The organism is Planctobacterium marinum, assembly GCF_020687805.1.
Taxonomy (GTDB): Bacteria; Pseudomonadota; Gammaproteobacteria; order Enterobacterales; family Alteromonadaceae; genus Planctobacterium; species Planctobacterium marinum.
Window position 1 is genome coordinate 471,599 of record NZ_JAJEWQ010000002.1, and the last position, 21,515, is coordinate 493,113.

General features: G+C 49.2%; 17 protein-coding genes. 5 read left to right on the forward strand and 12 right to left on the reverse strand.

Translation table 11 applies throughout. The features are described 5' to 3' along the window. Positions 1 to 428: 428 nt before the first annotated feature. On the reverse strand, positions 429 to 2,639 hold the full coding sequence (locus tag LJ740_RS07400) for a S9 family peptidase (RefSeq protein WP_229528434.1): 2,211 nt from the start codon (positions 2,637 to 2,639) through the stop codon (positions 429 to 431). Positions 2,640 to 2,773: 134 nt separating this feature from the next. Between LJ740_RS07400 and LJ740_RS07405 the strand changes: the two genes are divergently transcribed. The 3 genes from LJ740_RS07405 to LJ740_RS07415 all read left to right on the forward strand — a co-directional run bounded on the left by LJ740_RS07405 (position 2,774) and on the right by LJ740_RS07415 (position 4,801). Then, positions 2,774 to 3,412 (forward strand): NAD(P)H-binding protein, encoded by a 639-nt coding sequence (locus LJ740_RS07405; RefSeq protein ID WP_229528435.1) that lies wholly within the window; start codon positions 2,774 to 2,776, stop codon positions 3,410 to 3,412. A gap of 4 nt (positions 3,413 to 3,416) precedes the next feature. Next, a complete protein-coding gene (locus LJ740_RS07410; RefSeq protein ID WP_229528436.1) occupies positions 3,417 to 4,172 on the forward strand; it encodes a tRNA1(Val) (adenine(37)-N6)-methyltransferase in 756 nt (251 codons plus the stop codon). Between the two features lie 251 nt (positions 4,173 to 4,423). Then, complete coding sequence (locus tag LJ740_RS07415) at positions 4,424 to 4,801, forward strand: hypothetical protein (RefSeq protein ID WP_229528437.1); 378 nt, start codon at positions 4,424 to 4,426, stop codon at positions 4,799 to 4,801. 26 nt (positions 4,802 to 4,827) lie between these two features. On the opposite strand, the gene LJ740_RS07420 is transcribed toward LJ740_RS07415, so the two are convergent. Continuing rightward, a complete protein-coding gene (locus tag LJ740_RS07420) occupies positions 4,828 to 5,271 on the reverse strand; it encodes a GNAT family N-acetyltransferase (protein WP_229528438.1) in 444 nt (147 codons plus the stop codon). Positions 5,272 to 5,319: 48 nt separating this feature from the next. Beyond that, complete coding sequence (locus LJ740_RS07425) at positions 5,320 to 6,123, reverse strand: CLCA_X family protein (RefSeq protein ID WP_229528439.1); 804 nt, start codon at positions 6,121 to 6,123, stop codon at positions 5,320 to 5,322. A gap of 192 nt (positions 6,124 to 6,315) precedes the next feature. On the opposite strand from LJ740_RS07425, the gene LJ740_RS07430 reads away from it, so the two are divergent. After that, complete coding sequence (locus LJ740_RS07430; RefSeq protein ID WP_229528440.1) at positions 6,316 to 8,775, forward strand: S8 family serine peptidase; 2,460 nt, start codon at positions 6,316 to 6,318, stop codon at positions 8,773 to 8,775. 12 nt (positions 8,776 to 8,787) lie between these two features. Here the strand turns inward: LJ740_RS07430 and LJ740_RS07435 are convergent, their stop codons facing one another. From LJ740_RS07435 to LJ740_RS07475, 9 genes are all read right to left on the reverse strand, one after another. Beyond that, the gene (locus LJ740_RS07435; RefSeq protein ID WP_229528441.1) at positions 8,788 to 9,414 is read right to left on the reverse strand and encodes a response regulator; all 627 of its coding nucleotides are present in this window, start codon (positions 9,412 to 9,414) and stop codon (positions 8,788 to 8,790) included. Beyond that, complete coding sequence (locus tag LJ740_RS07440; protein ID WP_229528442.1) at positions 9,411 to 10,103, reverse strand: sensor histidine kinase; 693 nt, start codon at positions 10,101 to 10,103, stop codon at positions 9,411 to 9,413. The genes LJ740_RS07435 and LJ740_RS07440 overlap by 4 nt, the downstream gene beginning before the upstream one ends. Next, a complete protein-coding gene (locus LJ740_RS07445) occupies positions 10,096 to 13,218 on the reverse strand; it encodes a serine/threonine-protein kinase (RefSeq protein ID WP_229528443.1) in 3,123 nt (1,040 codons plus the stop codon). The genes LJ740_RS07440 and LJ740_RS07445 overlap by 8 nt, the downstream gene beginning before the upstream one ends. Positions 13,219 to 13,244: 26 nt before the next feature. After that, positions 13,245 to 14,078: a GAF domain-containing protein gene (locus LJ740_RS07450; protein ID WP_229528444.1), complete on the reverse strand. Its 834-nt coding sequence runs from the start codon at positions 14,076 to 14,078 to the stop codon at positions 13,245 to 13,247. A 7-nt stretch (positions 14,079 to 14,085) separates the two neighbouring features. Next, a complete protein-coding gene (locus LJ740_RS07455) occupies positions 14,086 to 14,934 on the reverse strand; it encodes a DUF6689 family protein (protein WP_229528445.1) in 849 nt (282 codons plus the stop codon). 85 nt (positions 14,935 to 15,019) lie between these two features. Further along, the gene (locus tag LJ740_RS07460; protein ID WP_229528446.1) at positions 15,020 to 17,497 is read right to left on the reverse strand and encodes a S8 family peptidase; all 2,478 of its coding nucleotides are present in this window, start codon (positions 17,495 to 17,497) and stop codon (positions 15,020 to 15,022) included. Between the two features lie 301 nt (positions 17,498 to 17,798). After that, positions 17,799 to 19,172: an NAD(P)(+) transhydrogenase (Re/Si-specific) subunit beta gene (locus LJ740_RS07465; protein ID WP_229528447.1), complete on the reverse strand. Its 1,374-nt coding sequence runs from the start codon at positions 19,170 to 19,172 to the stop codon at positions 17,799 to 17,801. Next, positions 19,169 to 19,468, reverse strand: a complete 300-nt coding sequence (locus LJ740_RS07470) for an NAD(P) transhydrogenase subunit alpha (RefSeq protein WP_229528448.1) — start codon at positions 19,466 to 19,468, stop codon at positions 19,169 to 19,171. The genes LJ740_RS07465 and LJ740_RS07470 overlap by 4 nt, the downstream gene beginning before the upstream one ends. Continuing rightward, positions 19,468 to 20,646 carry an NAD(P) transhydrogenase subunit alpha gene (locus LJ740_RS07475; RefSeq protein WP_229528449.1) on the reverse strand — a complete coding sequence of 393 codons (1,179 nt, stop codon included), beginning with the start codon at positions 20,644 to 20,646 and terminating at the stop codon, positions 19,468 to 19,470. The genes LJ740_RS07470 and LJ740_RS07475 overlap by 1 nt, the downstream gene beginning before the upstream one ends. Before the next feature lie 271 nt (positions 20,647 to 20,917). Between LJ740_RS07475 and LJ740_RS07480 the strand changes: the two genes are divergently transcribed. Then, positions 20,918 to 21,481, forward strand: a complete 564-nt coding sequence (locus LJ740_RS07480; protein ID WP_229528450.1) for an HNH endonuclease — start codon at positions 20,918 to 20,920, stop codon at positions 21,479 to 21,481. Positions 21,482 to 21,515: the final 34 nt, after the last annotated feature.

Here is a 21,515-nt window from a genome sequence, read left to right on the forward strand (position 1 = left end):
TTATTCAGTGAATCCGATTCACTCTGATAAATCCACCTGGCTGATAGCCAATGGCTTCGCGCCAGTCCTGGTTGTGTTTAAGCCCGTTGCAATAACGTCCAGATCAGCATTTTATGGCCAATGTCCTACAGGCCAACAGGTTATCTGCACACCCTATCTTCAATCAGGGATGACAAAGTTTGGGGATTAATTTTAACCGTTTTAACTTGCTTTTAGGTGAAAGACAGGAAAACAGGACTCCCCCTTAACGAATTTCAAAAATGCCCGCCAGAGTATTCGAATTGAAGGGATTTTTTGAGCAGCTATAGCAACTACCCATCGTTTGTTGTGGGTGTCCATGTAACCCGCTATTGCATTTAACCTTGAGGTGAGCGGTATAAAAAAGGGCTGCGCGTGGCAACCCTTTGTGTGCTTTGAAAAAGTAAAATCTATTTGAGGTTACGATCAAAGAAATTAGTAATGGTGTTGTACAGGTGTATACCGGTTTGCTTACCGCGAATGCTGTGTTTCTTGCCGGGATAATCCATCACTTCAAAGGGAACGGCTAAATCCTGCAGGTGCTTGTACAGCATGGTGGAATGGGTAAACAGTACGTTATCGTCAGCCATGCCGTGATAGATCAGCAAATCGCCTTTCAGGTTTTCAGCATAGGGAAATACTGATGATTTGGTGTAAGCATCCGGGTTGCTGGTGGGGTTACCCATATAACGCTCAGTGTAATGCGTATCGTATAAACGCCAGTCGGTTACCGGGGCACCGGATACACCAGCCGCAAAATAGTCGGCTGCTTTAAACATGCTCATCAGGGTCATGTAGCCACCATAGCTATGGCCATATACGCCGATTTTCTCTTTATCTACATAGGGCAGGGTATGCAGGAATTTCACACCAGCTACCTGGTCCTGAACTTCAATTTCGCCCATGCGTTCGTGTATGGGATCTTCAAAGGCTTTACCACGGTAATTTGAGCCGCGATTATCCACGCTGAATACCACGTAACCTTTATCCACCCAATGCTGCATCAGCAGACCACGGTTGCCACCCCACCGATTTTGTACCACCTGGGCGATTGGTCCACCGTAGAGATAAACGATGGCCGGGTGCTTGCCGGTAATCTGTTTGGGTGTCCACATTCTGTAGTGCAGCGTGACACCATCCTGGGTTTTCAGGGTACCAAATTCAGGTTTAACCCATTGTTCCTGATAGGCGGCTAACGGGTGGTTTTCATCCACAGCATTTTCCTTCAACCAGGTGAGCTGTTCGCCACTGGCTTTGTGTAAACTAACCTGTGGCGGCGTGTTGATGCTGGAAAAGTCATCCACATAAATGCTGGCGTCTTTGGAAAAAGCAATGGAGTGGAAACCAGTACGCTGGCTGACTTTACTGATATCCCCACCTTTTAATGAGACGCTGTAAAGGTGACGTTCTACCGGTGTGTCTTTGCGTCCTGTAAAATAGATTACCCCCGCTTTTTCATCGATGGCGGCTACTTCGTCCACCACCCAGTCACCCTGTGTAAGTTGTGCCAACTGTTTGCCGGTATTGTCCATCAGGTACAGGTGTTTAAAACCATCCTTTTCTGAGGCCCAGACAAAGGCGTCCTGCTTTTTCAGAAAGTAAAGGTCGTCGTGCAGGTTGATCCAGGTCGGGCTGGACTCTGTCAGTAGTACCGAAACCTTATTGCTGCTGGTGTCCACCACTTTAAGCTGCAATTGTTTTTGGTCGCGGGTTTGCTGCTGAAAACTGAATTGCTGGCTGTTGTTCAGCCATTTTCCGCGAGCCAGATAAATATCCTGATTGTCGCCCAGATTTACCCAGTCAGTTTTTCCGGACGCGATGTCATAAATTGCCAGTTTTACCGTAACATTGGGTGTTCCGGCTCTGGGATAACGTTGCTCTACCACTTTCACGTTATCGGCGTAAATCTCCGTACGGGTGATAATGTCTACCGGTGATTCGTCCACCCGAATAAACGCGATTTTGGATTCGTCAGGGGAAACCCAGTACCCTGTCATGCGATTCATTTCTTCCTGAGCAACAAATTCCGCCATACCATTTTTAATGGCATCACCGCCGTCACGGGTCACCTGGGTCTCTTCACCGGTTGTGATGTTTTTCAGGAACAGGTTTTGTTCCCGAATAAACGAAATGAACGTGTTTTTAGGGGAGATTTTAATGTCGGTTTCGAAACTATCGGTTTCCAGTATTTGCTGAGCTTTGTCGCTGCCCATCGGATAATACCAGGCGTCTCCCGCCAGCGGGAACAACAGTGCCTTACCATCACTGGACCACTCGTATTCCATGATGCCGGTACCATATTCACGTCGACGCTCACGGCGGGCTTTTTCTTCATCGGATAGTTCTTCTTTGCCACTGTGTAAGTTGTCGGCGTCAAACAACAACTGAGTTTTTCCGGATTCAACGTTGTATTCCCACAGATCATAACGTTCGTAGTCAGTGACTTTACCCTGAATGAAAGTAACACGTTGACCATCCGGAGAGACTTTCAGTTTACTGGGGGCGGTGCCTTCCAGTGCGGGGGAGGCAAAAATGCGTTCAATGCTAAGTTTTTCTGGTTCCTGAGCCTGTACCAATGTACCGGAAAGGAGAATGCTGGAAAGCAGAGTGAGTTTTTTCATGCTTCAGAGTATCCTGTAGGCAAATTCATTCATGGCTTGGCAGGCGTTGTCTTTTAGTTGTTGTTTTGACAATCAAAATGGCAAAAATACTGCGCTGAGCCGGTAATACATTAATTTGAAGCGTAGTTTATAACATGCCAGCACAAAACCACAAAACCGCTTTGTTACTGGGTGCAACAGGATTGGTAGGTCAGCACTTACTGACGTTGTTACTGGAGGATGTCAGATACCATAAAGTGATATGCCTGTTGCGCTCGCCACTGCCAGCAGATGAGCTGGTTTCAACCTACCCGGAAAAGCTGCAGTTGCAGACAGTTGAATATGAACATCTGGAACAACAGGCGCACTTATTTAGCGCGGATCATGTATATGTGTGCCTGGGTTCTACCATTAAAAAAGCTGGCAGTCAGCATGCCTTTAAGCGGGTGGACTACGACTATGTACTGCACGCCGCCAAACTGGCTATGCAAAAGCAAGCGCAGAGTTTTGTCTGGATTTCTTCGGTTGGTGCCGATGCCAACAGCGGTAATTTTTATTTAAAAGTCAAAGGCGAGTTAGAGCAGGCTATAGCGGCACTTCCCCGGTTGCGTGCGGCACCCGTGCAGCCTTCATTGTTACTGGGGGAGCGTGCTGAATTTCGCCCCGGTGAGCGCCTCGGTATTATAGTTGGCAGGCTGATTGCCCCGCTGATGGCAGGGCCATTGCGCAGGTATCGTCCGGTTCATGCAATTCAGGTGGCGAAGCAAATGATAACGCAACAGTATTGGGCGTAAACCGGTGTTTAGATGTAAGCAGTTTGTGGTGCAACAGGCACACTGCGCCATGAAAGTCGGCACCGACAGTATGTTGCTGGGCAGTTGGTGTGAACCTGAAAGCGCGACACAGATACTGGATATTGGTTGCGGCACCGGGCTGTTAAGTTTGATGATGGCGCAAAAAAGTGATGACAATTGTCAGATAACGGCACTGGAACTGGATGAACCGGCAGCGCAGCAGGCGCTGGAAAATGTGGCGGCGTCGCCGTGGCCGGATAAAATTCAGGTTATCCATGCGGACTTTACAAGCTGGCAGCGCACCACAAAACAACGCTTCTCTTTGATTATCAGCAATCCACCCTGGTTCGAATTTACCCCGTCAGCCGCTCACAACGCTGATAACCAGCAACGAGATAAGGCCCGAACTGCCGCCCGCCAACAACAAAGTTTGCCATTGGCGTCACTTTTTACCGGTGTCGCGAACTTACTTACGGACAGTGGCCGGTTTTATTTTGTGTTGCCGTCGGGTGCCGAAAAAACAGTAATGGGCCTAATCAAAGAGCAGTGTATGCAGCTGGTGGCGATCGTTAACGTTAAAGCCACACCTGAAAAAGCGCCTTACTGTCAGCTATGGTGCCTGAAGAAGAACAGTGATGCAGGCAGCGGCACAGACTATCTCATGGATAAGCCAGTTGCAGAGCTTATCGTACGAGACAATGAGGGCGTTTACAGCGACGCATTTAAAACGCTTTGTCAGCCTTTTTATCTGAACTTTTAATTCTAAAAGCGCAGTTTTTAATAGTTAAAAAATGTAATGAAACTGGCGTAATGGCAGATAAAGTAAATAGCACTAATAATAATTTAATTATTATTTAGTGGCGTAACTCAATCAGTTACAAATAAATTATTTCCTTTTTGTCTGGTGTTGCTATATTTAATTTGTCCACCAATTAAATGGCGGATGAAACAACATCAAAAACAAAGCAGGACTTTTTCCACGGATTGGGAAACCTTTGTAGGGGAGCTGTTATGAGCGAAAGTCAATTACCCTCCAGTATCAGCCAACTGACCGATTCGTTGCAGGTGGTGCAGTTTTATTGTCGAAACATTCCTATTCAAATCCCTAAATTTGCGGTGTACGCCATTTTGGATAATCCGGTGTTCGATAAAATAGTTTACCGGGATAATCGCAAAGTTGGATTAATTAAATTAGGCCGTTATCTGGTACCGGTAATTGATCCATTACACGGAAAATTAAACGAGCAGCCAAAACACATCGTTGTCATAAGTCAAAGCAAAGGAAATAAGTTCGGACTTTTTGGCTATCCGGCTGATGCGGTAAAAGACAACCTGCAGTTGCCTTTTTATCATCGTTCGGTGCGTAAAATCGTTAAAGATTTTGTCTGACCATTAGAATGAGCATTGCGCAACGCTCAGAGCGTTAAGGTGTAATAGTCGAAACTATCGATCAGCTTGTAACCAAGTTGATCGTAAAGTGCCTTTGCCTGATGATTATCTTTGGCTGTCGCCAGCTTGATCGCATGAGCCTTATTTTTTTCGGCGAAGGCCTGCGCGGTTCTCATCAGCGCTTTTGCTACACCTTGCTTTCTTGAATCCTGAGTGACAAAAAGATCATTCAGAATATACACCTGCTTCATGGCAACAGATGAAAACGACGGGAATAACTGCGTGAATCCCATGCCCGTGTTGTGTTCATCAATCGCCATATAAATGATGGAATCCTGATTGTCCAGCCTTGCACTGATAAACGCTGTGGCAGCAGCAATATCAGCCGGTTGCTGGTAAAACTGGCGATACTGATCAAACAAATTGGCACATTGCTCAAGGGTGTCCTGGGTGACCTGCACAATTTTCATTGGCTTGTTTCTCTCTGTCTGGTTAGGGTGGGTTTAAACGTCGTCACTTTATGATACGTTTTGCTGATCAAGGGCTTTGCCAAGGGTAATAAAATACTGGATAAAATAGCCTGCGATTTGCTGTCGCTGATGCTGCTCCGGATAAATGCCCAGTTTCGCTTCGGCTGACTGCCTGGTGCCCTGCACCAGAAATGCGTTTTTCAGAGATTGATCCTGTACAAAGGCTTCAAATGCCCGGGCGCAAACTTCCTGTGGTTGCGCATAATAGTAGGTATTCAACGATTTGTCAGCGGTAACACTTTTGATAAACAAATCGCTGAGCTGATCGCTATTTTCTCGCAAAAATATGTTTTGATAGCAGCTTTCCAGTAAGTGGTTTAATGGATGCTCTATTACCTGTTGGTGCTTAAGCCACAACACAGAGGCAAAGTCGCGATGGCTGGCGCGTTTAAACAGCTTTTGGCTGATGTAGTGATCGAAGGCGTGAAACCATTCATGGGCCAGTGCGCCGCCACCGGCATTTTTAGCTAACGCCAGTGTGCGGGTGCCGGAATTGTAGTGGGCCGAGCTGTATTTTTGCCCGCCTTTACCAAAAGCGAGGGACAAGGTGCCATTGAGGGAAATCACCTGTTCCGGTACCTGCAGTATGGTCATCAGATCGCAAAGTGCGTCAAAAAACAAATTTGCCGCTATCTGTTGTTCCTGTTTTGTGACCCAGTTGCCCACCGTCGCGGTTTTAAAGCCGAAGATTTTAACGATGTCGTTAAATGACACATCCGCTCCGTCGCGATGGCTGGGACCATTGCGGTAGTAGCTTTGATGTAAACGGGATGACGGTTGCTGTTGGGGCAAGGGAATGTTGTCTCAATCAAATATAGGTTGATGATAGCAGGCGCGGGCGTCTGGCTCAAAGTTGAGAAACCTGATCGAGATCCCAGCTCGATCAGGGCAATTATGCAAGGGTGAATCTGGGGGTTTTCCCCCATAGCATCAGTACCCACATTCTTGAATACTTTCCTGGTAAAATTGATTGAGGAAGTATTCATGTCCGTCTTTAACCGTAAAAACCTTATTTCATTGGCGGTGGCTTTTGCACTGCCGGCTGCTGGTCTGCAGGCAAAAACCTTTGATGCCGATCTCGCTGAAGTGTTCGCCGAGAATCCGTTGGATCTGCAACAGGTGATCGTCACTTTTGAAGGTCACGCTGCCCCCACCAGTGAGCAGTTGAATGCCCTTGAGGTACTGGGCATCAACGCTGGAGTCAGTATGCAGCAACTGCCGATAGTGGGTGTATTAGCCACCAAAGAGCAGGTTGAAGCTCTGTATCAACGGGATGATGTGGTGTCTGTCTGGCACAATGATCCGCTGGTGCTGGAAAACCACGATTCCACCCGCATCACCGGTGTTCAGGCTATGCGTGCAGACCGCTCTTTGCGCAATAACGGTGTGCCTTTTTCGGGCCGGGGTATTGGCGTGGTGGTCAATGATTCCGGGGTTGATGGTAGTCATGGCGATCTGATGTTCCCCAATCATGTTGTGCAAAATGTGCTGGCCCAAACTAATCTGCACAGCTTTAGCAGCATTTTGCCCATCACCTATCAGGAAGATATCACTAACACCGATATCGGTGGCGGGCATGGTACTCACGTGGCTGGCACAGTTGGCGGCAATGGTGCTAAAAGCTCCGGTTTACACGCCGGTGTCGCTCCCGGAGCTGACATCATTGGATACGGTTCAGGTGCAGGGTTATTTATTTTAGATACGCTGGGCGGATTCGATTACGCTCTGACCCATCAGTACGACTACAATATTCGGGTAATTTCTAATTCATTCGGCAATACCGGCGATGTGGGCACCGAGTTTAACCCGGATGATCCCACCAATATCGCGACTAAGGCACTGGCCGACAATGGCATTATCACCGTGTTTTCAGCCGGTAATTCTGGCTCTGGCGAATCCACCATTACCGGGAACTTCAAAAAGGCGCCCTGGGTAGTCACCGTAGCCGCAGGGGACAAGCAGGGTCAACTGGCCGACTTCAGCTCTCGTGGTGTCTCCGGTAAGGGAGATACTGTGGTGGTGGATGGCGAAGTTTACCAATGGGAAGACCGGCCGACAGTTACCGCGCCTGGTGTAGATGTGATTTCTGCCAGAGCGTCAACTTCCAGTTTAGGAGGGCTAAGTGCTCAGGACGATGTGGATATGGTCGCGCCTGAACACTTGCCTTTCTACACTGTGTCCAGCGGTACCTCTATGGCTGCGCCGCATGTTTCAGGGATAGTGGCGTTGATGTTGGAAGCGAATCCCAACCTGCAATGGTCCGATGTGAAGCGCATCCTGCAGGAAACAGCCACGCCAATGGCGGGCAGAGAGTCCTGGGAAGTGGGTGCCGGTTATGTAAATGCTCACGCTGCTGTGAAGGCTGTAGTGGAGGGGGAATCGGCCTGGGGTGACACCAGCAAATTAAACCGGGAGTTCAATGCTCAGGCATTAGTTACCGAGGGCGATTCGTTTACTTTGTCTACCACCTATATTCCGGTAGGAGAATCACCTACAGAAACTTTTGACGTGCCACCTGGGGTTTCACTGGTAATCGCCAGTGCCAGCATCGAAACTGCTACTGCCTTTGTACTGGAAGATCCGGCAGGTAACCGCTACGGTTCAGGCATTGGTCTGCCGGTTCTCGGTTCTTCAGTGGGGGTTTCTGCGCCCGGTATGGCAGGGCCCTGGAAGCTGTATTCTCGTGGTATTGGCAGTATAAGTGGCGTATCGGTTGACCCTGTGGGGGTTACCAATGGCATTGGTGTACCTGCTACCAACACAGTCAATATCCGGTTACTGGAAACCGCCGGATTTGCCGGTATCGATGATACTCAGAATCATCCCGCCAGACCTTTTGTGGAGTATGTGGTTGCAGAACAACTGATGGATGCTAAAAAGCAAGGCTTTAAACCCGATGCGCCGCTTAAGCGCATAGAACTGGCAGACAGCATGACGCTGGCAGGTAACCTCAGACAATCAATAAATGGCAACCAGGCGGTATTTGCTGATGTCAGTGCTGATGCTCACGGAATTGCCAACAGTGCAGCACAAACCGGCGGTGTATTGTCTGACCTGGAATTCGCAGATGCAGCAACCGTCGCACCAGAAAGCCCGGAACACTTCGGCGCAAATATGACTGTGACCAAAGAGCAAATGGCTTATACATTGGTACAGGCGTTAGGTTTGCAAGACAGTGCTAATGCGTTTGACAGCAACAGCCCGTTAATTGCCATTGTCTTTGACCAGGCGGTGGAAGTTGCGGATTCTGCTGACATTGCGCCACAACTGCGCGGTCATGTGCAACAGGCACTGGCACTGGGATTACTTTCGGTGCAGGTGGATGTAGAGCAAGGGCCTTTTGACCTGGAGCCCACTCTGGTGGCCAGATTTGAACCTGCTAACAGTGTCAGCCGGGGTGAAGCGGCGATGACCATCACCAGATTCAGACAACTGGCCGACTAGGTTAGCTTACTTTTATTCCAGGAGGCCGGCTTTGCCGGCCAATCGGATCAACTCTGCAGAACTCCCCACTTCTAACTTTTTGTAAATGTTACTGCGATGATTCTCGGCTGTTTTGAGGCTCATATTCAATAGCTCGGCAATTTTTCTGCTGGTGTTACCGGCGGCCACCAAAAAAAACACTTCTCGTTCTCTTCGGGTCAGCGCGGTCAGTGGGTTAACCCGCGATTTGCTACCGGGGTGAATATCTGTAGTGGTTTGGTCTGGAAACACCTGTTTGCCGGCAGCCACTAGTTTGATGGCGTTAATCAATTCATCTGCTGAAGATTCTTTCAGCATATAACCACGGGCACCGGCCTGCTGCATGGTTTCGATATACTCCAGCTCATTGTGCATCGACAGTACCAGAATACGGGCATCGGGACGCTGCGCCAGTAACTTATCTATGGCCACCAGACCGCTCATTTTCGGCATGGAGATGTCCATGACTATAACGTCCGGTGAGAGTTTCAGTGCCTGATTGATTAACTCCTGACCGTCACCACATTCTCCGATTACTGCCAGTTCCGGATCGGCATTGAGTACCTGACTCAGGCCCTGACGCATGAGTTGGTGATCATCGGCGAGGATCAGTGAAATCATAATGCAACCGTCATAGTAATGTGGGTTCCCTGTGCGGGCCGGGAACGAATGTTGAATGTCGCGCCAAAGGCGGTGGCTCTGTCCTGCATACTGGTAAGTCCGATACCAGGCTCTATGGAGAGCTTATCATAACCCTGACCATTGTCTGCCACATCTAGGCGTAAGGTCTGGTTATGTTGTTGCAGTGACAGGGACACTTCTGTGGCTTCGCTGTGTTTAATGGCATTAACCAGGGCTTCCTGAGTGATGCGAAACAGCAATATCGCCACATCATCGGGTACCTGACCCTGGATATTGATATCGCACCGGCAGTGCATATCTTCATGTTCAAATAAACTGCGACATAACCATTTTAGGGCAGGCTGTAATCCCAGGTCCTCCAGTATGGTGGGACTCATCAGCCGGGACAACTGCCTGACATCCGCCAACGCCATTTCTGCCAGCTCTGCCAGCTCGCGCAATTCCGGATAATCACCAGAGACACCGTGCAGGCGGCGGGTGAGCCCGGTTAACAGTTGTCCCACGCCATCGTGCAATTCTCTGGATAATTTGGCTTTCTCCGATTCCTGTTGCGCCCAAAGGCGTTTGGCCAGATGCGTCAGGGTTTCCTGCTCGGCATCCAGCCGCGCTCGCAGCTCAGCTTGTTGTTGTTGAATTTCAGCCAGTAATTGCTGTTGAGATTTAGTCAAAATACCACCCCTGATACCGATGGGATTGGGTTTCTGTTAATTGCGCCAGCCACTGTTGTTGAAGCTCGGTTTGTTTTAGCTGTGCCGCATCGCCACTCAATACTGAATAGTAGAGGTGGCTGCGCCAGTAGGGTGAAGATAACAATAACTGTTGGGCCAGTTCAGTTTGTTGCTCACCATCGCGGGCACTTAAGTACAGCCAATGCAACCAGGCAGAATGGTATACAGGTTTAATTTTACTCCGGGCTTTCTGCATTGGCTCGCTGTTTGACGCCAGTTTAAAACGCTCCTGCAGGTCCAGCAGGATTTTAAGCTCTGTCAGCAGTGGCACAGGTCCGTATTGCAGGGCTGATGCCAGGAGTTGCTGCTCATCGATTGCCAGAGAGGGTTCATGCTTGAGTCGGGCGGAAGACAACCAACGATATACTGCCTGTTGTTCCAGACTGTCGTTGAGGAAGTCTGTATTGACCTCATCAAGCTGCTGAATCAGGCAGGGGAGATCGGCAATGTAAAGACAAACCTCGGCATGCCACAACTGTATTTCAGTCAGTGCCCGGCTGTCGCCAATGCCACTGGCCATGGATTTGGCGCTGTTGAGGTTTTCCATCGCAGGAGCCAGTTTGCCCTGACGAAAATGCAGGTAACTGAACAATAGCTTGTTGATCATGTCAGCTTCTGAATGTTGTGCATCCAGTTTTTCCGTCGCCCGGTGCAGGTATTCCCCGGCCTTGCGCATATCGCCTTTGGCCAGACTGAGTTGCGCCAGATTTTGCCAGGTGCGCAACAAAAAGGCTTCATCTTTGGCACGGGCGAACAGGGTTTCTGCCTGTTGCCAGAATATTTGTGCCAGTGAAAAATTGCCGGTTAAAAAGTGGATATAAGCAACGTTGCTCATGCTTTCCGCCTTTTTACTGTCGTTGCCTGCCTGTACTCTGATATCCAGACCCTCCTTGTAATATTGCAACGCTTCTTCATAGCGGCCCTGTTCTTCCAGCATAAAGCCCAGGGTGTCCAGGACATGAGCCTGCTGTTCAAGGTCGCCCTGATCTCTGAGTAGGTTCGAGGCCTCAGCCAGTGCTTGTTCCGCGATATCAAAATGGCGGTTTATGGCCGCGACATTGGCCAGGTTTGCCAGGGTTGTGGCGCGCTCTGTGGGTTGCGTTTGCGCATCACGTAATGTCAGGGCATCCTGAAAATACCGTTCCGCTACCTGGTATTCTGCCAGGCGCAAATGAGCAACACCAAAGGCATTTAACACCAGGCCTTCGCCCACGTTGTCGCCTAAAGAGCGAAATGCCGATAACGCCTGAGTTAATTCCTGTGCGATGGCCTGTTTTATTTCGCCCTGCATGATCCTGAGTTTACCCACCTCAAACCAGATCTGGCCATCGTAAGGCGTATAGTTTAGCGCCGTGCGATAATCGGCGATGGCGGCCGGCATATCGCTAAGCCAAAGGTGGACATCGGCGCGTTTTAGTAGCAGATCGGCACGGCCAGGATGCAGGGTAATTAACCGGTTTACAGTCTGCATGGCCAGGGTGGGGTTATCATCTATCTGGGCCTGAAAATATTGGCCCAGCAATAACCAGTATTCCTCCTGAGTTTGGGTTTTGGCCAGTTGATTTAACTGCAGTTGTAACGCGGCAACATCACCCTGTTGCCACGCCTGTTCCGCGCCCGCTATCCAGACGCCCGGAAAATCCGGTGATTGTTGCTGCAGCAAACGTAATTTTTCTGCTGCATCAAGGGTGTGATCCTGCCATTGAGTAAAGGGCAGCTTTTGCAAAAAATCACTGTTACTGGTTTCAACCACCTGGTCTCTGATTTGCTTCAGTTTGTGATGGATGTCCAGGGTAAAATTGCTGAGTTGTTGGCCTAACTGTGCAATCTCAATACTCTCGGTAACCGAAAACAAACGGGTATTGGCGGGCATCATCATGGCATCCGCCTGTAGGAGCACGGTTTGGGCATTCACTTCACTGGCCTGCAACAACACTACAATATCGGCTTCAAGGGTACTGGCAATCGCGATTCTGTCATTCTGATTAGCGATGGGGTTGAGTGCCAGATTGCTTCGCAGTTTGTGAATATGTTCCTGACTTATCAAGGCTATGCCTGCATCACTTTGCAGTGGGTAACGGAGTAATTCACTGATGCTTTTCAATACCGGTACTTTATCATCCTCTACAAGTGCTAATTGCCAGACGGCTTTATCGGAGGGCGCGAGTTGTGCTGGCTCACGATGGCTGTTCATCAGCAGTACCAGCAGTGATACTGTTATCAGCAGACTCAACAGCAGCACGGCTGGGCCTGCAATGCTTTTCGTATTTTGTTGGTTATAGCGTAAATTTTGCCTGTCAGGGCGCCGTTCTGCCACCGGGTGAGTGAGTTGTGCAATAAACTTGTGCTGTTGCCGGTGCCACAGTTTATCCGTAACTGAAAGAGGGGATAGTTGCACGTTTTGCAATAACAGTTGCAGTACTTTCCCGGCACTGTAGGTGTCTGACTGTGGGCTGATCTTACCTGACTGTAACACTTCCGGTGCAGCGTAATCACGATGACCGCTGAGCTGTTCCTGTTCTGCTACCGAACTGCCGATCCCAAAATCAATCAGCAGGAGATCATGGTCCTCAGTGATAATAATATTGTCGGGTTTGATGTCACCATGCACTAACTGTTGCTGCTGACAGGCCGCAATGGCCCCGGTGAGTTGCTCACACCATTGCCCGAATTGCTTTTTGGACAGCGGTTCATGCAGGCACTCCTGCAATGGCCAGCCACTGATCAGCGCCATGGTGAAAAATACACGTTCATCATCACAGAATACATCATGCACCTGAATAACATTCGGATGCTGAATTTTTCTGGCCACCATGACTTCATTGCGCAGTTGCTGAATTTTCAGAGGCAGGGCCGTGTCGCCATGCACCAGTTTTATTGCAATGTCTGTTTCCAGCAGCTGATCAAAAGCCTGATATACACTGGCCTGAGCGCCTTCGCCCAACTTGGCAGTAATGCGAAAGCGTTGCATCAGGACATCGCCCGCCTTCAGAGAAGGGGCAGCGTGCAACGCCTGAGTTGCCAGATCAGGATCGGAGTCGGATGCGTCGTACAAGTCGTTGCTCCATTAAATCAAAAAAACTAAAGCGACTGAATTAACTCAAGTTTATGTTCGATAGAATGGAATAACAAACGAGAAGTGATTTGACTGGCTAATGCGCTGGTCAGAGCAAGTTCACTTTCTGTAAAGTATTGGCGACTGGAAGCGTTATCACCATAGAGGACACCGATGGCGTTTTCCTCTACCATGATGGGCACGCAGATGGCTGCCCGCAGGCCAAAACGAATGATACTTTCCCGGTCTGCATAGTCATCATCGTTGCGCAGATCACCTATAGCGATCGGTGCTTTTTGCGCCATAGCCTGGCGAATAATACTGCGGCTACCGCTAAACTGTGGAGTCTGCATCCAGGGTTCATCACCTAAAGCGCTCTCCAGGTGGCTATCCTGGTTGTACAACAGCAAACTGGCGCGTTCACAACCCAGACCCTGAATGAGCGACTCCCGGGCCGTTGCGATTAACGCGGTACTGTTGTGACAGCGGCTTAGTTGTTGCTGGTAGCGTCGCAGCTGTTGCTTACGCCACATTAACTGACTGTCTTTGATGGTAATTTGTCGGGTGTCGCAGGTTTTTACCAGGCAAGGCACCGGCCCGAAATGCAATACCTGGGATGCACCCAGGGCGGAGCGACCAACCGCCTGACCATTGTGGCTACTGCCGGTACTGCTGGCATCTTCAAAATACCAGTGATTACTGGCATCCGTGCCAATCAGGGCATGGCGTCTGGACACCTGCGGATGCGGAATAACAATATCTGACTGTGCAGCACGACCAATCTGGTACTGATAGCCTTCGAACAGGACGTGTTCGGCAATCACCCCGTCATGGCGTGCGACAGATAATTGTAGTGGCATGATTAACTCAGTAAATGCGCAAGCTGTAACGCAGCGTATTCAGCCAGGTAAGCATTTCACCTTTGACGTTGACCAAATCGTTAGATGAACGCCAGACATCAGGAATATCGTTGCCACTGGCATTATCAATTAAAGATATCAGCGCATCCGTGACAATCAGTGCCTGACTGTAATCCAGCCCGGTCAGGGCGCTATCCAGCGCGGTCATCTGAGTGTCTATCTGGCTCAGAAGAGTCGCTTCAATGTCGCTTCGGTTATCGGTTAACAGTTGTTCTACCAGTTGAAATTTATGATCAATAACGGCGTCCGGCAGGCGGGTATCCAGCAAGATCATAAAATCTGAAAAGCCACCCAGATTCCCTCTGGCGCGAATACTGCCTGCAGAAGTCAGCATGGTGATATCTTCGAATGTGCCGTTGTCATGGGAGCGGAAGATACGCAGCGGTATATTGCTATTGTAATGCATCGCCTTGGTGTACAACTCGACGGCAGCCATGCCCTCAAAACCAAATCCGGCATCCGCTTTGGGTTTTACCGATACCACCACCGGAAAGGCGGCCTGCATCTGTACCAAAGAAGAGGGCAAGCGATTGAGTACATCGAGATCAGTCAGCGATACCAGCTCAGCAGTGATCTCAAAATTACTGGGATGCAGCCCGATACTGTTGTCAAACGCCAGGCTTAGATCCACTTCTATGACACTGCTCAGCGTAAATTCCGCTTCAATACTGTTGTCGTCAAATTCCAGCGTCACCGGTGCTACGGGGGTGGCAAAAGTGCTCTGGGCAGATAGAAGAAAAACGGCTAGTGCCGCTACTGTTTTTGTTATTATTTTTTTAGTCGTTAGGTGCAGCAAAACTACTTACTCCTGTTAAAATTTGGTTAAATTTACAACATGGCCACACCGGCATCAAGCGATGCCAGTGTGAACCAGTGCTCAATTAAAAGTAGTTGTTCATAAACCTTGACGTAAGGAGTGCATAGTGAGCGCGAGTGATTTTTTGCTCAGCATTGAACTCTGCTGTCATAACAGGTGTCAGGCTAAAGGGGTCTTGTTCAATACCGAATTCAACATTTAGTAAAGACAAGTTGATTGCCAGTTGCACATAGCCTTTCATGTCAGCCGGTAAACTATCCTGATCGGCTAACACGATTTGTTCTCCGCGATAATCCACTATGATGTCATCACTGCTGTTAAATGCCGTGGCCACATGTTCCAGTCCCAGCATTTGCACCATGGCATACGCCATGTCCAGTTTATTCATCGCGGCGTTGGCGTTAACACTGCCATTATCGGTTGGCAAAATCGCGGCCTGACTGCGCAGATTGTCTTTCAACGCACCACCGGCAACACTGACCGACTCAAAATAGGGTTTATAGGAAGCGGGAACATTCTCCAGCACCGGCGTTGCCTCGTTCAACAAATCGCGATACTGACGCACTGCGCCACCCATAACAGCGTATTGCGCGAAATCTTTGCGTTTCAGATTGGCATCAGGCTTAAAGCGGTTGTTGCCCAGCGCATCCATCAGTCGTTCACTAACCGCGTACTCAATAGCATTTTGCAATGGATGACCATGGATATCATCCATGCCTTCAAAACCACCACCGGTTTCAAAAGCCACAGACACATCAAAAAACTCAGGTACCCCCGGGCCATTGGTGACACCCAGTGGGTCTGCCTGAACACCGGATAAGGAGGTTAAGCCGTAAACGTAAATTCCCCATTCACCTTCCATGCCGGGGGCGGAAACACGCATTCCCTCTTCCAGAACCGGAGTAGACAGGTTGCCGAAATACTCTGTGCCATCGGGGGCCACCAGCACCAGTTTGGTCAGGTTGGTGGAGGTGGAGGACGATGCTTTGACCACGACCGTGTTGGCATCAACATAGAAATTTTGAACTTCTGGCTCGCCCACAGGTGCGTAAAACACTTCAAACTCTTCGGTGCGGTCACTGGTGCTGACCAGTGAGTTGGCATTGAATTGCTTGTCCGCCAGATTGTTGACTGTAACACGGTGATTCATGTCGTAGTTCAGAGCCGCAGCAACGGCAGAGCGCGCGTTAACATAACCTGCACCTACTTCCCAACGCTCATAGCCGGGCATGTTAGTGGCGGTTTCCTGAAGTAGCTGTTTGATGGTCAGGTTGTCCAGATCCGGGTTGGCCTCCAGCATCAGGGCAATAATGCCGGAAACATGAGGGGTTGCCATGGAAGTCCCGGAAATCATGGTGTAAAAAGGAACATATTGAGTTTCGATGGCGTCGATATCGGCATCGCCACCATTCGCTGCCAGATTGGTGGCGGCGCGGGTAGAAATAATGTCTACACCGGGCGCAACGATTGATACGTCGTTGTTGTATTCCCAGGAAGTACCATCAGGCATAGTGAAAGCGCCTGATTCGCTTTTAAGTCCTCTGGAAGAAAAATCCGCCAGTTTACCGAATTTATCACCGGCACCGACAGACATACCCCAGGGAATTTGCGCATAGGGATTGTGGGAGTCTTCACCCGGACCACTGTTACCGGCGGCAAATACCGACATAATACCCAGTTTGTGTGCTTTGTAAGTGGCCATAGATACCGGACCCAAGGGCTCGTATTTACCACTGGAACCCCAGGAGTTGCTGATCACTTTAATGGGGGAGTTGTAGCTGTACATATTACTGATTGCAAAATCAAAGCCGCCAATAGTGTCCAGCAGGAACAGACCGCCACCTGAGCCGTAGCCAATGATATCGGCATCCGGCGCTGCGCCTACGTATTTACCATCAGACATCACACCACTACCGGCGATAGTACCTGCACAGTGAGTACCGTGGCCGGAATTAGTATCGGTGTTAACCTGACCTTTCAGGGTAAATCCGTCGGTCATGCCGGTGATACTGATGGCAGAAGCGTGGGTCAGGGCCTGAACGTTTTCTACGACTGTGTCACCGAAAAACAAATCCTGATGGGAAGCATCAACACCGGAGTCATTCACCATAATGGTGACGCCTTTACCGCTATACTGCACACCATTGCGCTGTTCGAAATCACTGCCTTGCAGGTCGGCAACACCGGTAATTTCTCTGGCATCGGCATTGAAGTATTCCATTTGGCGGTTAGCAAACACCGAGCGAACATTATCAAACCCGGCAATTTGCTGAATTTGCGCCTTAGTCGCTAATACGCCAATGATAGGTAAACTCTGAAATTGTACACCCTGGCTAATCCCCAGATTCAGCAACTGTTGGATTTGTGTTTCAGACAGTGGATCCATTTGATCGTAGGTTACTACGGCCATTACAGACTTATCTTCAGCCAGTACATTTAACTGCTCTGAAAGTTGTTCTCCGATAAGCGCATCAGCCAATGCAGCAGGGGTATTGAGGGCAAACATCGCCGTCGATACGGCAGACAACATAAATTTTTTCATGACGGTACTCCGGTAAAAAATGCGGTGTCATGTCATTCCCATGAATGACGATGGCGCAATATTGACCGTTTACTTTTTCATCCGCTATAGGGGGATCTACCTATATTTAATTGCTGGGGAGGTAGTTAAATTTACCTGTTTACGGTGGTGTGATAGGTTCGGGTCTGAGTCCTGCAAATACACGAGAATAAGGCAAGGATATTTGACTGAGGTCAGATCAAATAAAAAATGCCAGTCAGTAAAACTGACTGGCACCGAGAACTACCTACCAGAATGGGTTAGCAGATTAATTATTTGGCGATTAATCACCAAACTCGCGGATAACGGTGTTCAGAGTATCTTTGGCATCACCAAATACCATACGGGTGTTGTCCTTGAAGAACAGTGGATTATCCACACCTGCAAACCCGGCTGCGGCAGAGCGCTTCAGTACAAACACATTGCGGGCTCTGTGGGCTTCAATGATGGGCATGCCATAGATTGGGCTGCCTTTCATTTCTTTAGCCGCTGGGTTAACCACGTCGTTGGCACCGATGATGATAGCCACATCAAAGCTGTCCATACGGGGATTAATAGCATCCATTTCGTACAGCTGTTCATAAGGCACATCCGCTTCCGCCAACAGTACGTTCATGTGACCGGGCATACGGCCGGCTACCGGGTGAATGGCGTAGGCCACTTCGGCACCGTTTTTCTCCAGCAACTCCTGCAATTCTTTGACTGCGTGTTGTGCCTGCGCTACTGCCATACCATAGCCTGGGATCACAACCACACTTTGCGCGGCTTCCAGCACGTAAAAGGCATCTTCAGCAGACAGTGCTTTGATTTCACCTTCAATCTTTTCACCGGGTTCGATGGGCTTGGCAAAACCAGATAGCAGGATATTCATCAGCGAGCGGTTCATGGCTTTACACATGATCTGGGTCAGGATAATACCACTGGCACCAACCAACAAACCGGCCACAATCAGGATGTTATTTTGAATCGCCAGACCGGCTGCCGTTGCGGCCAATCCGGAATAACTGTTCAGCAGCGAGATCACCACCGGCATGTCTGCCCCGCCAATGGGGATAGTCGCCAAAATACCAAATACCAGCGCCAGACCTATCGCGATGTAGAACCAGTTCAGGGTAAAGGGTTGCGTGGCAATCACAAAAGGCAGAGCCACAGCAGTGATGATGACCAGCGCATTTAACCAGCGCTGACCGGGAAAGATGATGGCTTTGCTGGCCATTCTGCCACCCAGTTTTGCCCAGGCAATCAGACTTCCACTGAAAGTCACCCCACCGATTAAAATTGAGATATAGGCAATCACCATAGTAGTAATGGTCAGGGTGTCAGTTTGTTTAATGGTGAGGGTTGATAAACCCAGCAGCAAACTCGCCAGACCACCAAAACCGTTAAACAGTGATACCAGTTCCGGCATCGCGGTCATTTCTACCCGCTTTGCCATCCAGGCACCTAACACACCACCAATCAGAATACCGGCAAAGATAAGTTCATAGCTGATGATGTCACGGTGCAGTAAGGTCATCACGATGGCGATGAACATCCCCAGCGCAGAGGTTAAATTACCTTTCTTCGCTGTCGCCGGGTGGCTGAGCAGTTTCAGACCCAGAATAAACAGGATGGCGGCAATGACATAACTCACATTAACTAACAGTGTCATACTCATTGTTGAGCCTCCTTATTCTTTTGCTTCGACTTGAACATGGATAACATGCGATTAGTTACCATGTAGCCTCCCACGACGTTCACTGAGGCAAATATCACCGCGGCCACACCCAGTATGGTGGTGAGATGATTATTGTCTGAACCCGCCGATACCATGGCACCGATCAGGGTGACACCTGAAATGGCATTGGCACCTGACATGAGTGGCGTGTGTAAAGTGGCTGGCACTTTATGGATCAGTTCAAATCCCAGAAAACCTGCCAGTACTAAAATGAACAATAAATAGATTAATTCCATCAGGACTCTCCTGCGATTGATTCAAAGTGTTTACTGAGCATGGCATTGCGCAATGCTTGCTGATGCACAATAACGCAGCCGTCCAGAATGTCGTCTTCCAGATCCAGCACGAAGCGTTTCGCCTCTTTGTCCCAATATTCATCTAATAAATTAAAAAGGTTGTTGGCATACAGATCGCTGGCGTCTTTGGGTACCTGATTTGGCCAGTTACCCGTGCCCACGATCTTGACGCCATTGTTAACCACCGTTTGGCCTTTTTGTGAGCCGGCCACGTTGCCGCCATTTTCCGCAGCCATGTCAACTATGACGCTACCGGGCTTCATGCCGGCAATATCTTCTTCCGTGATGATTAAGGGGGGCTTTCGGCCAAACAGCTGGGCTGTGGTGATCACCAGATCGGAATCGGCGATGGCCTGACGCTGTCCTTCTTTTTGCTTTTGCATCTGCTCTTCGCTGAGTGCATTGGCGTAACCCTGGCTGGTTTGCCCGGTTTCTCCCAGATCAATTTCCAGGAATTTAGCACCCAGCGACTGTACCTGTTCGGCCACAACCGGGCGGGTATCAAAGGCAGTTACACTGGCACCCAATCGCTTGGCGGTGGCGATGGCCTGTAAACCAGCCACACCCGCACCGATAATGAATACCTTGGCGGGTTTCACAGTACCTGCCGGGGTCATCATCATGGGTAGTATGGTATCCAGCTCAGTGGCTCCCTTGAGCACCATGACATAACCTGCCAGATTGGTTTGCGAGCTTAAGGCATCCATTTTTTGCGAGCGCGTGGTGCGCGGGATCATTTCCACACTGATGGCGGTTACCTGTTTGGCCTGCAGTTTTTCAATCAGAGGCTTCTGAAAGAATGGATCCAGGTGACCAATTACCAGGGTTTCGGCTTTCAGATGCTCTATGTCAGCCTCTGTAGGTCGGCTGACATACAGCACGATGTCTGCCTTTGCGAGACCGGCATTGCGATCCTGACTGATAGTTGCGCCCGCTTCGATGTAATTTTCATCGCTGTAACCGGCCAATAAACCTGCGCCAGTTTCTATCGTAATCGAAGCCCCGGCCAAGGCCAGTTTCTTTACAGTGGCAGGTGTAGCACTACACCTGCGCTCTAATGAAACATCATCCGAGTGTTCGTTGACTCCCGGTGTTTCATTCACAACAAATATTTCCATGGTGACTCCAATAACAATTGCTTATGTAACAGAGTATGAAAATTCGTCCGAAAAGCTAAATTACTTATTTCGATGGTCAATATTGATTTTAGTGATAAAGGTCGGACCAGATCACATTCTGATGAATGTTAGGGCAGGGAATGAGCCTTAATTTCTCGTTATACGCTAACTGCTTGTAAATATAGTTGAAAATTTAACCTGTTTTTTAAAAATCTGTCATACTCAAGGTAGAAACTGTCGTCAGGCCAGATAATTAAAATAGAAGATGCCTATGTATGTATTACGACTGAATCAAAGCACCATGCCGTTAGGATGGATTACGATAGAGGAAGCCTGTAAACAATATTCTTTGGGCAATGTGCTGTTTGAATTGGGATCGATGAAGCGAACTTTGTTAGGCGGACATAATCATGCCGGTGAACAGAGTAGCATCGAAATTGCCTCAATTATTGGCTGCAAGGGTAAAGTCGTGCACCAGAGTGGTAAAATTCCCTTGTGTAACCGTTGGTTATTTGCCCGAGATAACTACACCTGTCTGTATTGCGCCAGTCAATTCCGCCCCAGCCAACTGACCTTGGATCACATTATCCCTCGTTCCCGAGGGGGTAAGAAAACCTGGATGAATTCGGCCACTGCCTGCAAGCGCTGCAATGTTATGAAAGGCGCCCGAACCCCGGAAGAAGCCGCGATGCACCTGATTGCAGTGCCTTTTAAACCCAATATGTACGAGCAACTTTATTTGCGCAATAACCGTATTCTGGAGGACCAGAAGGAGTACCTGAGCAGTCAGTTTTCCAGTAAACGGGATTGGTTAGGTGGCAAGCTGGTGGCCTGAGTGAAGAGTATATTTTGAACTATAATGACTGTTA

Coding starts and splice junctions, on each gene's coding strand:
- LJ740_RS07400 (WP_229528434.1), bottom strand. CDS start 2,639: ATGAAAAAACTCACTCTGCTTTCCAGCATTCTCCTTTCCGGTACATTG.
- LJ740_RS07405 (WP_229528435.1), top strand. CDS start 2,774: ATGCCAGCACAAAACCACAAAACCGCTTTGTTACTGGGTGCAACAGGA.
- LJ740_RS07415 (WP_229528437.1), top strand. CDS start 4,424: ATGAGCGAAAGTCAATTACCCTCCAGTATCAGCCAACTGACCGATTCG.
- LJ740_RS07420 (WP_229528438.1), bottom strand. CDS start 5,271: ATGAAAATTGTGCAGGTCACCCAGGACACCCTTGAGCAATGTGCCAAT.
- LJ740_RS07430 (WP_229528440.1), top strand. CDS start 6,316: ATGTCCGTCTTTAACCGTAAAAACCTTATTTCATTGGCGGTGGCTTTT.
- LJ740_RS07435 (WP_229528441.1), bottom strand. CDS start 9,414: ATGATTTCACTGATCCTCGCCGATGATCACCAACTCATGCGTCAGGGC.
- LJ740_RS07450 (WP_229528444.1), bottom strand. CDS start 14,078: ATGCCACTACAATTATCTGTCGCACGCCATGACGGGGTGATTGCCGAA.
- LJ740_RS07460 (WP_229528446.1), bottom strand. CDS start 17,497: ATGAAAAAATTTATGTTGTCTGCCGTATCGACGGCGATGTTTGCCCTC.
- LJ740_RS07465 (WP_229528447.1), bottom strand. CDS start 19,172: ATGAGTATGACACTGTTAGTTAATGTGAGTTATGTCATTGCCGCCATC.
- LJ740_RS07470 (WP_229528448.1), bottom strand. CDS start 19,468: ATGGAATTAATCTATTTATTGTTCATTTTAGTACTGGCAGGTTTTCTG.
- LJ740_RS07475 (WP_229528449.1), bottom strand. CDS start 20,646: ATGGAAATATTTGTTGTGAATGAAACACCGGGAGTCAACGAACACTCG.
- LJ740_RS07480 (WP_229528450.1), top strand. CDS start 20,918: ATGTATGTATTACGACTGAATCAAAGCACCATGCCGTTAGGATGGATT.